General features: G+C 70.2%; 9 protein-coding genes and 1 pseudogene. 4 read left to right on the forward strand and 6 right to left on the reverse strand.

The window, feature by feature from the left end; all coding sequences use genetic code 11:
• The first annotated feature begins 36 nt into the window (after positions 1-36).
• Positions 37-1,127: pseudogene (locus OHO83_RS10730) on the forward strand (integrase core domain-containing protein).
• A gap of 174 nt (positions 1,128-1,301) precedes the next feature.
• Here the strand turns inward: OHO83_RS10730 and OHO83_RS10735 are convergent.
• Entirely contained in the window at positions 1,302-1,991 is a 690-nt protein-coding gene (locus tag OHO83_RS10735) for a FadR/GntR family transcriptional regulator (protein ID WP_329433001.1), read from the reverse strand.
• Between the two features lie 247 nt (positions 1,992-2,238).
• Between OHO83_RS10735 and OHO83_RS10740 the strand changes: the two genes are divergently transcribed.
• A complete protein-coding gene (locus OHO83_RS10740; RefSeq protein WP_329433003.1) occupies positions 2,239-3,459 on the forward strand; it encodes an aminotransferase class V-fold PLP-dependent enzyme in 1,221 nt (406 codons plus the stop codon).
• A gap of 73 nt (positions 3,460-3,532) precedes the next feature.
• Positions 3,533-5,191 (forward strand): AfsR/SARP family transcriptional regulator, encoded by a 1,659-nt coding sequence (locus OHO83_RS10745; protein ID WP_330279332.1) that lies wholly within the window; start codon positions 3,533-3,535, stop codon positions 5,189-5,191.
• A gap of 7 nt (positions 5,192-5,198) precedes the next feature.
• Here OHO83_RS10745 and OHO83_RS10750 read toward each other — a convergent pair whose 3' ends face one another.
• The 5 genes from OHO83_RS10750 to OHO83_RS10770 are packed head-to-tail and all read right to left on the reverse strand — an operon-like array spanning position 5,199 to position 10,711.
• Positions 5,199-6,218, reverse strand: coding sequence for an ABC transporter ATP-binding protein (locus OHO83_RS10750; protein ID WP_329433006.1), 1,020 nt, complete (start codon positions 6,216-6,218; stop codon positions 5,199-5,201).
• Positions 6,215-7,219: an ABC transporter ATP-binding protein gene (locus OHO83_RS10755; protein WP_330279333.1), complete on the reverse strand. Its 1,005-nt coding sequence runs from the start codon at positions 7,217-7,219 to the stop codon at positions 6,215-6,217. Before OHO83_RS10755 ends, OHO83_RS10750 begins: the two co-directional genes overlap by 4 nt.
• 15 nt (positions 7,220-7,234) lie before the next feature.
• Positions 7,235-8,137, reverse strand: coding sequence for an ABC transporter permease (locus OHO83_RS10760; protein ID WP_326773151.1), 903 nt, complete (start codon positions 8,135-8,137; stop codon positions 7,235-7,237).
• Positions 8,130-9,056, reverse strand: coding sequence for an ABC transporter permease (locus tag OHO83_RS10765; RefSeq protein WP_329433010.1), 927 nt, complete (start codon positions 9,054-9,056; stop codon positions 8,130-8,132). Before OHO83_RS10765 ends, OHO83_RS10760 begins: the two co-directional genes overlap by 8 nt.
• 56 nt (positions 9,057-9,112) lie before the next feature.
• The gene (locus OHO83_RS10770) at positions 9,113-10,711 is read right to left on the reverse strand and encodes a peptide ABC transporter substrate-binding protein (RefSeq protein ID WP_329433012.1); all 1,599 of its coding nucleotides are present in this window, start codon (positions 10,709-10,711) and stop codon (positions 9,113-9,115) included.
• A gap of 291 nt (positions 10,712-11,002) precedes the next feature.
• On the opposite strand from OHO83_RS10770, the gene OHO83_RS10775 reads away from it, so the two are divergent.
• Complete coding sequence (locus OHO83_RS10775; RefSeq protein ID WP_330279334.1) at positions 11,003-12,601, forward strand: ABC transporter substrate-binding protein; 1,599 nt, start codon at positions 11,003-11,005, stop codon at positions 12,599-12,601.
• Positions 12,602-12,606 lie beyond the last annotated feature (5 nt).

Genomic DNA, 12,606 nt, shown 5'->3' on the forward strand with positions numbered 1-12,606 from the left:
TCCAGCACATGGTGGACGGCGGCATCATGGTCTGCCGTGCTACTACGCCTGGCCTACCTCACCATGACGAACACCTTCTCGCTCATACGCCTGCTGCCGATGAGCGACCGCGACAAGGAGATCGAGATCCTGGTGCTGCGGCACCAACTCACGGTCTTGCAACGCCAGATCGACAAGCCAGCATTCACCCCGGGCGACCGGCTCCTGTTCGCCGGCTGCTCCACCACCTGCCGATGGACAAGCTTCGACGGCTCCACCTGCTGGTGCGCCCGGACACCATCCTGCGCTGGCACCGCAACTTCCTAAAACGCCGTCACGCCGCGACATGCGCGCCCCGACGGCGCGGACGCCCGCGCACCGTGCGCTCCATCCGCACCCTGGTCCTGCGCCTGGCCCGCGACAACAACGCCTGGGGATACCGGCGCATCCATGGCGAGCTGGCCGCCCTCGACATCAAGGTCGCCGCCTCCACCGTCTGGGAGATACTCAAAGAGCACGGGATCGACACCTCTCCCCAACGCCAGTACACCACCTGGGCCGACTTCATGCGCAGCCAGGCCGATACCCTGCTCGCCTGCGACTTCTTCGAGACCCGCACCCTGACCGGGGCGCGCCTGTACGTCTTCGCGGTCATCGAGCACGCCACCCGGCGCATCCGGATCCTGGGCGCCACCGCCCACCCCACCACCGCCTGGGTCACGCAGCTCGGACGCAACCTCGTCACGGACTTGGAGGATGTGGGCAGCGGGACCAAGTTCCTGATCCGCGACCGAGATTCCAAGTTCACCGCAGCCTTCGACGAGGTCCTGATCGATGCCGGACTGGCGGTCATCAAGTGTGGCATCCGCGTGCCCCGCATGAACTCGATCACGGAACGGTGGATACAAACCTGCCGGCGCGAGCTTCTGGACCGCACCCTGATCTGGAACCAGCGCCACCTCCTCCACGCGCTGCGCGAGTTCGCGACGTTCTACAACGGGCACCGGCCGCACCGAACCCTGAAGCAAGCCGCGCCGCTTCGCCTACTACCCGAACCGATCCACGTGCCAGCGCACATCAGACACTTGGAAGTCCGTCGACGAGACCGGCTCGGCGGAACCCTCCACGAGTACCGACATGCTGCTTGACCAGGCCGGATGATTAATCGGCACCCGCAATGTCTGACCAAACGGCATCACCGCAGCCCACAGACCGAAGTCGTATTTTCGAGCGACACACCTCGGCTCCTTTCCCCGGATCACGCGGCTCGCAGGCGAGTAGCCGTACCCAGGTTGTCAAACCTGCCGGGAACGAGCCTCCGGTCAGGCCTGTCGCTCCTGGTCCAGAAGATGGCGCAGCCACTTCTCCGAATGCGCGATGTGCGCCGCGGCGGCCGACGCGGCCGCCACCGGGTCGTGGCGACTGATCGCTCCGACGATCTCGCGGTGGCCCGCGTCGCTGACCCGCTTGATGTCCGGGCCCTCGGGCAACGTGAAGATCTGGTGGCGGCGCGATCGGGTACGGAACACGGTGAGCAGTGAATCCAGCGCGGGGTTGTCCGCGACGCGCGCGACCTCCGAGTGGAACCGGTGGTCCAGGTCGGAGACTTCCGCCGGATCATCGGTGGCCTCCATTGCCGCGAGGTGGGCATGCATGCGCTCCAACGCTTCGGCGCCCACTCGCGCGGCGGCCTGCGAGGCGGCGTGCGCCTCCAGGACCCGGCGCAGCTCGTAGACCTCGAGCAGGCCGGGCAGCGGCAGCAGGTCCACAGTGAGGGAGAGGCTGCCGATGATGTCCTCGGGCCGCAGTGCCGAGACGTAGGTGCCCGAGCCGTGGCGCGGTTCGACCACGCGCAGCGCGGCGAGCATCCGCACGGCCTCCCGCAACGGCCCGCGGGAGACTCCGAGTTCGGCGCACAGGTCCGCCTCGGGCGGCATGCGCGCACCGGCTGTCAGCCGCCCGTCGGCGATCATGTGCCGCAGGCCGTGAAAGGCCTTCTCCACTGCGGACATATCCCGCTCCCCCGATCCGTCCCGTGCCGTGCCCCACGACCCGCGGCCCGTGCTCCGTCATGCGTGCTTCGACTGATGAGACCCTAGCAAGTCATCTGATGTCTTCAGGAGAGTGAGATCGACTCGTGCTCCTGTCATCAGCCACCTTCCCTGAAAACTCGGGGAAGGAGCACTTTAATCGCAGCGATGCACATGCCAGGATGACGCATGTCATCATACGTCTTGGGTAGTTCCTCCTAGGAGTCGCATGAGCACGGGCCTGGCCGTCGCCCCGCCGAAACCCTTGTCCCTGCCCAACGGCCGACCCGCCGCGGATGCCTGGTCGCTCGACCCGGAGTTGCTGCATCTCAACCACGGTTCGTTCGGTGCGGTGCCGGTGGCGGCACAGCGTGAGCAGGACCGGCTGCGGGAGCGGGCCGAGCGGGCGCCGGTGGTATGGTTCCCGGCTCAGCCACGGCGGATCGCCACGGCCCGCGCCGAACTCGCCGCGTTCTTGCGTGTGGACGCCGACGATCTGGCCCTCGTACCGAACGCGAGCGCCGGAGTCAGCACCGTCCTGGCCTCGCTCACCCTGCCGCCCGAGGCCGAGATCCTGGTCACCGATCACGGATACGGCGCGGTCACCATGGCCGCGCAGCGTACGGCCCTGCGCTGCGGCGGGCGGGTGCGGACCGCGCACATCCCTCTCGCGGCCGACGCGGACGAGGCGTTTACGGCCGTGGCCGAACAGGTCGGCGATCGCACCGCGCTGATCCTGCTCGACCAGATCACGTCGTCGACCGGCCGACTGCTGCCGGTCGAGCGGATCGCACGGCTCGCCCGACGGCGCGGCATCCCGTTCCTGGTGGACGGCGCACACGCCCCCGGCATGCTGGCTGCGCCGCTGGACGGTCTCGCCTGCGACTTCTGGACCGGCAATCTGCACAAGTTCGCCTGCACCCCGCGCGGCACCTCCGCCCTCGTCGCGCGCGGTCCACTGCGCGCGGCCCTGTACCCGCTGATCGACTCCTGGGGCACCCAACTGCCCTTCCCCGCACGCTTCGATCACACCGGGACCCAGGACACCTCTGCCTGGCTCGCGGCCCCGGCCGCGCTGTCCTTCGTCGAGCGGACGTGGGGGTGGGAGACGGTCCGCGGTTATCTGAGCGCGCTCGCCGACTACGGGCAGCACACCGTCGCGGACGCGTTCGCCCGGCACATCGGACAGGACGCCGTGCCGGCAGTTGGCACACCCGCGCCGGCGCTACGCCTGGTAAGACTGCCCGACGAGCTCGGCCCCGACCGGTTCGCGAGTGATGTGCTGCGTGACCGGGCCGCACAGGAACTCGGCGCGGAGACCGCGTTCACGTCCTTCGACGGGGTCGGCTATATCAGGCTCTCCGCGCACGTCTACAACACCCCCGCCGATTATGAGGAGTTCGCCGAGCGGTGCGTGCCTCGGCTGGTGGCGTGGAGCCGCGCCGCCTAAGCCCGCGCGCGCCCCCGGCCCAGCAGCCCGCACGGCTCTCCGAACACGGTCCCGACGAGGAAGGTAACGACCCGTGGCCCCGAGCATATCGACGGACCTCCCCCCACTCCCGCCCGCGTACGACAGCGCTCTGGTGCGGTACCGCCTCCTAGGCCAGGTACGCGCGGAGCGTGCCGGAGAGCCGCTACCGCCGGGCACCCCGAAACAGCAGGCGCTTCTCGCGGCGCTGCTGCTGCGCGGCGGTGAACAGGTCGAGCGCACCGAACTGGTGCGGGCCGTCTGGGGCGAGCACGCGCCGGACAGCGCGGCGGGCCTGCTCGCCACGTACACAGCGCGCCTGCGCAAGGCGCTGGAGCCGGACCGAGCCCGCCGCGCCGCACCCCGGCTCCTGATCACGCGGGGCACCACCTACGGGCTGCATCTGCGGCGGGACGCACTGGACCTGTGGCGGTTCGAGGACGCGCTGTCCGAGGCGCGCCGGGAGCGCCGCGCGGGCCGGGTCGGCGCCGCCCGCACCTATTACGAGCAGGCCCTCGCCCAGTGGCGGGGCGAGCAGGCGCTGAGCGGGGTGCCGGAACGCTGTGCGGCGGATGCCCGGCACCGGCTCGCCGGGCTGCGCCTCGACGCCCGCCTCGAACACGCCGAGGCACTGCTCGACCTCGGTGAACATGCCGAGGCCGCCGAGCGGATCGCCCCGCTGGTGCCGGGCAGACCGTACGACGAGCGGTTGCAGGCGCTGCTGATGCTGGCGCTGTACCGCAGCGGGCGCACGCCCGAGGCCCTCGCCCTGTTCCGCGGAGTGCGGCGCGCCCTCGTGCACGACCTGGGTGTCGAACCGCGCCCGGGACTGAGCCGGCTGCACGAGCGCATCCTGCACGCCGACCCCTCGCTGGCCGCACCCAGGCAGCCGCCGCGGTCACTCACGCCCGCGTGTCCGGCACCGGCCCACCGCCTGCCCGTGCCCGCTCAACTGCCGCGCGACAGCGCCGACTTCACCGGTCGGGAGGAGGAGGTGCGGCAGCTGCGCGAACTGCTGCGGCGCCCCGAGTCCCCCGCCGCCGTCTGCCCCACCGTGGTGATCTCCGGTGCGGCGGGCCTCGGCAAGAGCACGCTTGCCGTGCACGTCGCCCACCAGGTGCGGGACCGGTTCCCGGACGGCCAGCTCTACGCGGTGCTCGGCGGGCGCGCCCCTGCCGACGTGCTCGGCCGGTTCCTGGAGGACCTCGGGGTGGCGCCGCACGAGGTGCCCGACGGTCTGGAGCGGCGCGCCGTCCGGTTCCGTACGCTCACCGCCGAACGTCGGCTCCTCGTCCTGCTCGACGACGCCCAGTCCACGGACCAGTTGCGGGAGTTGCTGCCCGCGGCGCCCGGCTGCGCGGTGCTGGTGACCAGCCGGGCCCCGCTGCGGGACCTGCCCGGCCGGGTGCCGCTCCGGCTCGGCCCGCTGGACGCGGCCCAGTCCCTGCGGCTGTTGCGCCGGTTCGCTTCGGGGGCGCCGCTGGCCTCGGTCGCGGCGCTGCCGTACCGTTCGGCGGCCACCGCGACGGCTACGTCCGCTCTGCACAGCCTCGCGGACGGCTGCGCCGGGCATCCGCTGGCGCTGCGGCTCGCCGCCGCGCGGGCCGCCGACGAAGCGGCCCGGGTGGACGACATCGGCGGGCCGCCCGCTTCGCACCCGGGGTTCCCGGACGGCCCGCGCACCGCCAGGACCCGTATCGCATCGGCAGGTTGACCTCCCGTCAGTCCACACTCCCGGCGAGCATCGCGTCCGTGAAGTGACAGGCGCCGGCCCGCTGCCCCCGCACCGTCAGCAGGGGCTCGGTGTCACGGCACAGGTCCTGTGCGCGCGGGCACCGGGTGTGGAACCGGCAGCCCGGCGGCGGTGCGGACGGCGACGGCGGATCGCCCGCGAGGACGATGCGGGTGCGGCGCGGGGCGTGCGGGTCGCGGATGCGGTCGAGGGAGGGTTCGGCCGACAGGAGCGCCTCGGTGTAGGGGTGGCCCGGGGCCGCGTAGAGGGCGTCCACCGGGGCCTGTTCGGCGACCTTGCCCAGGTACATCACGGTGACGTCGTCGCACACGTGGCGTACGACGCCGAGGTCGTGGGAGACGAAGACGAGCGCGAGGCCCAGTTCGCGCCGGAGCTTCAGGAGCAGGTTGACGACCTGGGCCTGCACCGACAGGTCGAGCGCCGAGACGGGCTCGTCGCACAGCAGCACGTCGGGGCCGAGGGCGAGGCCGCGGGCGATGCCGATGCGCTGGCGCTGTCCGCCGGAGAATTGGTGCGGATAGCGGTCCGCGTGACGGGCGTCGAGGCCGACCAGTTCGAGGAGTTCGGCGATCCGGGCCCGCCTCCCGGCGCGCGGGACGACATCGGGATGGACGTCGAAGGCCTCCCCGATGATCTCGCCGACCCTCAGCCGTGGGTTGAGCGAGGCGTACGGGTCCTGGAAGACGACCTGGACGCGGCGGCGCCACCGCTTGAGGGCGGCGCCGCGCAGCCGCGCGACGTCCTCGCCCTCGAAGAGGAGCCGCCCGTAGGTCGGCCGCTCCAGCGCGCACAGCAGCCGCAGCAGGGTCGACTTGCCGCAGCCGGACTCGCCGACGATGCCGAGCGCCTGGCCGCGCCGCAGCTCCAGGTCGACGCCGTCGACGGCCCGGACCACGGCCGCGCCCCGGCCGCGCCGCCACGGCAGCGCGGGCCCGCCGCCGTAGTGCTTGACCAGCCGTTCGGCCCTGAGGATCACGTCGTCGGTCATCGTGCGGCGCCTTCCGGGCTGAGCGGCTGGTCGAGGAGATGGCAGGCGCCGAAGCGGAGCTCGCCGGGGGCGGGCTGCAGGGCGGGGCGTTCGGTGGCGCACCGGTCGTGGGCGTGCGGGCAGCGCGGCCGGAACGGGCAGCCGGACGGCAGCCGCATCAGGTCGGGCGGCGTGCCGGGGATGGCGGGCAGGTCCTGGCCGCGCCTCTCGGCGGACGGCACCGACCGCAACAGCCCCTGGGTGTACGGGTGTTGTGGATCATCCAGCACATCGGCCGTGGCCCCCGACTCCACGACCCGGCCCGCGTACATGACGACCAGGTCGTCGGCGATCTCCGCGGCGACGGCCAGGTCATGGGTGATGAGCACGACCCCCATGTCGGTGTCGGCCTGGATCTCCGCGAGGAGTTCGAGGATCTGGGCCTGCACGGTGACGTCGAGCGCGGTGGTCGGCTCGTCGGCGATGAGCACCTCGGGGCCGAGGGCGAGCGCCATGGCGATCATCACGCGCTGGCGCATGCCGCCGGAGAACTGGTGCGGGTAGTCGTGGACACGGGCCCGCGCGCCGGGGATGCCCACGCGGTCCAGCATCTCGGCCGCCCGCTTCATGGCGTCGGAGCGGCTCGTGCCCCGGTGTACCCGGTACAGCTCGGCGATCTGCCGACCGACCGTGTGCACGGGGTTGAGTGCGGACAGCGCGTCCTGGAAGACCAACGAGATCCGGCTGCCGACGACGCCGCGGCGTGCGCGCTCGGTCAGCGTCAGCAGGTCCATGCCGTCGAACAGGGCCTGGCCGCCGGTGACATGACCGGGCGGGCTGTCGAGGATGCCCGTGATGGCCTGGGTGGAGACGCTCTTGCCGGAGCCGGACTCGCCGAGGATGACGAGGGTGCGGCCGCGGTGCAGGGTCCAGGAAACGGAGTCCACGGCGCGCAGGCGGCCGGCGCGGGTGTCGAACTCGACGCTCAGGTCACGTACGTCGAGCAGAGGTTCAGCTGCCATGGGGCGGTTCACCGCTCACCTCTTCAGTTTCGGGTCGAGAGCGTCGCGGACCGTGTCGCCCATGATCATGAAGGCCATGACGGTGATGGTCAGGAGCAGGGCGGGGAAGAGGAAGAGGTGGACGTCGTCGCGGTAGGAGGCGGCGATGGCGATCTGAAGTCCCCAGGAAATGGTGGGGGGTTGGAGCCCGATGCCGAGGAAGGTGAGCGCGGCCTCGGTGCCGACCGCCGCGCCGACGGTGAGCGTGGTCAGGGCGAGCAGCGGCGCCACCGAGTTGGGCAGGATGTGCACCCGCAGGATGTGCGGGGCCCCGGCGCCGAGCGCGCGGGAGGCGAGGACGTACTCGCGCGTGCGCACGCTCAGGACGGTGGAGCGCATCAGCCGCATGCCCGCGGGCCAGCCGAGCAGCACGATCACGAAGGCGATGGTCCACACGGAGCGGGACGAGAAGGCCTGCAGGATGACGATCATCGCGACGAGGCCGGGCAGGGCGAACAGCACGTCGGCGGTGCGCGACACAAGGCTGTCGACGAAGCCGGGGAAGTATCCGGCGAGCATGCCGAGGACGCAGGCGACAGCGAAGCCGACCACACACACGGAGACGCTGACCAGGACCGAGGGCCGGGCCCCGTAGATCACGTTGGCGTAGTAGTCGCAGCCCTGGATGTCGTAGCCGAACCAGTGCGCGGCCGACGGGGCGCCCTTGGAGAGCTTCAGGTCGCACACGGTGGGATCGGTGGCGGTGAACAGCCGGGGAAAGGCGGCCATCAGCGTGATGACCAGGATGGCGAGGGCGCTGAGGACGAAGCGTGGCTTGCGCAGCAGTTCGCGCAGGACGGCGGCGCCGCGCGGGCTGTCCTCGCCGACGGGCTCGAGTTCGGCGGCGGTCGCGGCGGTCGCCAGGGCGGTGTCAGACATGGCGTACCCTCGGGTCCAGGAGGCCGTAGAGCAGGTCGACGACCAGGTTGACGAGCATGTAGCCGAGCAGCAGCACCGTGGACAGGGTGACGACCACTCCGCCTTCCTTCATGGCGATGGAGCGGAACATGAACTGGCCGATGCCGTTCAGGTTGTAGATGCCCTCGGTGATGATCGCGCCGCCGAGAATGCCGGCCAGGTCGAGCCCGATGTACGTGATCACGGGCAGCATGGCGTTGCGCAGCACGTGCCCCCACAGGATGCGGTTCGGGGCGAGCCCCTTGGCGCGTGCGGTGCGGACGAAGTCGGCGCTCGCGACCTCAGCGATGCTGGTGCGGGTGACGCGGGCGAGTCCGGCGAAGCCGAGGACGCCGAGGACGGTGGCGGGCAGCAGATAGCTGCCGGGCCAGCCGTCGGTGGCGCCGGAGACCGGGAACCAGCCGAGTTCGACGGCGAAGAAGGACTGCGCGAAGAACATGGCGACCAGACCGGGCACGGCGAGCACCCCGAGCGTGGCGCCGAGCAGCACCCGGTCCACCAGGCCGTCGCGCCGCCATCCCGCGTACACACCGCTGACGAGCCCGAGGACGAGCTGGATGGCGAGGGCGGTGAGTCCGAGCTGGAGGGTCACCGGCCAGCGCAGCGCGAGTTGTTCGCCGATGTCCTGCCCGTCGAAGGTCTGCCCGAGGTCACCCTTGAGCAGGTTGCCCATGAAGTGCAGGTACTGGACGAACAGGGGATCGTTCAGGTGGTAGTAGGCGCGTTTGGCCGCGATGACGGATTCGGCCAGGGGTTTCTGTCCTGACAGGGCCCTGATCGGGTCGCCGGGGAGGGCAAAGACCATCGCGTAGACGAGGAACGTCACGATGACCGCGATCGGGATCATGATCAGGAGGCGGCGGAGCGCGAAACGCAACACCGTTTCCTCCTTTGGGAGTTACGGAGAGGAGTTACGGGATTGGGGGGCGGGCGGGGTCAGTCGGCGAAGGTCGACCGGACGGGATCCACGTTCGCGAAAGGGGCGTTGAGGGGTTCGACGCCCTCGGCATGCAGATAGACGTCCCGTGAGTGCGACAGCGGGAGCACCGGCATCTGCTCGGCGATGCGGTCCTCGATCGCCTGGTAGTCGCGCGTCGCCTGGGCCTGGTCGACCTGGGCGTTGGCCTCGCCGAGCATCCGGTCGACCTTCGCGTCGCGGTAGCGGCCAGTATTGACGTCGCCGTAGGACGCGAACATCGGGGTGAGGTAGTCCTCGAGCGCCGGGTAGTCGTGCCCCCAGCCCATGATGCGGATGCCATCGAGCTTGCCCGCGTTGGCGAGCGGACCGATCTCGGCGCCTGGCTTGCCGACATACTGGATCTTCAGCCCCAGTTTCTGCCGCCACATGTTGCCCAGCGCCTCGGCGTACACCTGCTCGCCGGGGTTGTCGCTGGCGAAGAAGAGCCGCAGCTTGCCCGGGAACCCGCCGGCTTCCCGCAGCAGCTTCTTGGCCCGGGCCACGTCAAGCCTGCAGTCACTGCAGGTGTTCTCGCGGTGGCCGTCGACGCTGGGCGCGGTGAACGACGTGGCGGGGAAGTTGCCGGGCTTGAGCTTGGCCAGGGAGCCGCGGTCCAGGGCGAGCGAGAGCGCCCGGCGGACGCGGGTGTCGGTGTACGGCTTCAGCGTCACCGGAAGGTTGAGGTAGTTGATGCCGGCGGCGGCCTTGGCCTGGCTCCACTTGCCGGGTGCGTCCGTCTTGTACGAGTCGATCTTCGACGACGGTACGGCGACGTAGTCGACGTTGCCGGCGAGGAACTCGTTGTACGCGGTCTCCGGGTTGGAGAAGAACCGGAACGTGATGTGGTCGGCCTGCGGGGCGTCCTTGCCGGCGTAGCCCTTGTTGCGCATGAGGCGCACCGGCTGCCCCGCCTTCCATCCGCCGTCAAGTTGGTAGGCGCCGTAGCCGATCGGCTTGTGCTTGAACTGGTCCGGGTCCTTCAGCGTCTCGGCGGACAGCGCGGCGACGCCGAGGTAGCTGAGCGTCGTCGGATACGGCGAGAACGCCCCCTTCAGGGTGACGGTGAAGGTGAGATCGTCGACCACCTTCAGCCCGGACAGCGTGGTCGCCTTCGGCTTGCCCTTGGCCGGGTTCAGGTCCTCGTAGCCCTGAACCCGCTGAAAGGCGCCGTTGTTCGCGAAGGCGTGCGGGGCGTACGCGGTGTAGTTCCACGTGTCCACGAACGACTTGGCGGTGAGCTTCTCACCGTTGGTGAACTTCCAGCCGGGCTTGATCTTGATCGTCCACGTCTTCGCGTCCTTCGACGTGACCGAATCGGCGACGACGTTCACCAGCTTGCCGCTCTTCGCGTCCACCCGGGTCAGCGGCGCCCACAGCGCGGACTCGATCTGGATGCCCGTGGTGCCGTTGTCGTTCGACGGGTTCAGATAGGGCACCTCGGCCGCGGTGGCGATCGCCAGGGAGTGGCCGTCGTCCTTTCCCGCGCCGTCCCCGCTCCCGGCGCCACTGCATCCGGCGAGCAGGACCGCCAGCGCGGTGCCGGTCGCCGCCGTGACGATTCTTCGTGTCCGGGCCATGAGTTCTCCCGCAGTCCAGGCCGGACCGGTCGCGGCGGGCACCGCCGTGACCAGCCCGGACGCGCCGGTCGGTTCGGCCGCGACAGTAGGAACGGCCCAGGTGGGCGTCAAGGCGGATGCCCTTTGGCGTCCATCCGACGTCCATTCCGCATCTCTCGCACCCGCTGAATGGGCGCTGAATGGACGTTCAGCAGCGGAAACTTGCACGCAGGAACGCAGCGTTCCTAGCGTCACCGCCCGACAGTCAGGCGCGCCGGGTCCCCGATTCCGGCCGGACGCACGGGAGTCCACATGGTGCGAACACGAAGAGCCGCCGCGGTGGCGGCGATTGCCGCGCTCGCCCTCGCGGCGACCGGATGCAGCGGCGGCGGCTCGGACGGCAAGGGCTCCGGTGCCGCCGGCCGTACGGTGACGGTGGCGACCGGCGCGGAGATCGCGGCGATCAACCCGGAGAAGGACAACAGCTCCGCCAACATCCAGCTGGCCTTCGCCATGTGGGCGCCGCTGACCCGGGTGGACCCGAAGAGCGGCAAGCTGGTGAACGTCGTCGCCGACTCGGTCACGTCGAAGGAGGCGAAGACGTGGACGATCAAGATCAAGCCCGGCTGGAAGTTCACCAACGGTGAGAAGCTCACCGCCAAGTCGTTCGTGGACACGTGGAACTACACCGCGTACGGACCGCACGGGTACCTCAGCAACGGCTTCTTCCAGCGGGTTCAGGGCTACGAGGACCTCAACCCGGCCAAGGGCAAGCCGAAGGCGACCACGCTGTCCGGGCTGAAGGTGGTCGACGATCTCACCTTCACCGTGACCCTCAAGGCGCCCTTCTCGCCGTACCCGACGACGCTCAGCTACTACGGACTCGCCGCCCTGTCCGCGGAGACGCTGAAGGACCCGGACGCGTACAGCCACAAGCCGATCGGCTACGGCCCCTACAAGCTGGACGGCGCGTGGAAGGCCGGACAGCCCGTGCGCCTCACGCGCAACAAGGGCTATGCCGGCAAGGACGCCCCGCAGGCCGACCGCCTCGTCTACCGCTTCTTCTCCAACCCGGAGACCGCCTACAACGAGTTCCTGGCCGGCAACCTCGACTACGCGACGCTGCCGTCCTCGAAGATCGACGCGTACAAGACGGACGCTCCCGGCAAGTGGAGCCAGGGCAAGTCCGCACCGAACCTCAGCTACCTCGAACTCCCTGTCAACACACCGGGGTTCAAGGATCCGAAGGTGCGGCGCGCGCTCTCGCTCGCCCTGGACCGCAAGCCCCTCGTCAAGCTGAAGCCGGGCGCGTTCCCCGCCACGTCCTTCACCGCCTCGACCCTCGACGGGCACCGCGAGAACACCTGCACCGCCTGCACGCTGGACGTGGCCGGGGCGAAGAAGCTGCTGCGCGAGGCCGGCGGTTTCTCCGGGCGCCTCAAGATGTACTACGCGAGTGACAACCCAGGAGACCAGGTCTTCGCCGAGGCGCTCGGCAACATGTGGCGGCAGAACCTCGGTCTGAAGATCCAATACGTGGGCAAGCCCGGCAGCGACCTGAGCGCGATGGCGTCCAAGGGCGCGCTGGACGGCGTGCGGTCCTCGGGCTGGGGGCACGACTATCCGTCGCTCGAGGACTACCTCACGCCGATCTTCGCCTCGTACGGCGATTTCAACTCCAACGGCTACCACAACCCCGAGGTCGACAGCCGTCTGGAGCAGGCGAACAAGATCGCCGACCCCGCGAAGGCCACGCGCGCCTACCAGGGCATCGAGGACCTGATCGCCCGGGACATGCCGGTCGTGCCGCTGTTCCACACGCGCACGATCTATCTGCACGCGACCGACGTCCACCCGCTGGACTCCCGGTACGCGGACATCAATCCCGTGCGCTCGACGATCGACCGCTGAACCGG

The organism is Streptomyces sp. NBC_00569 (assembly GCF_036345255.1).
Lineage (GTDB): Bacteria > Actinomycetota > Actinomycetes > Streptomycetales > Streptomycetaceae > Streptomyces.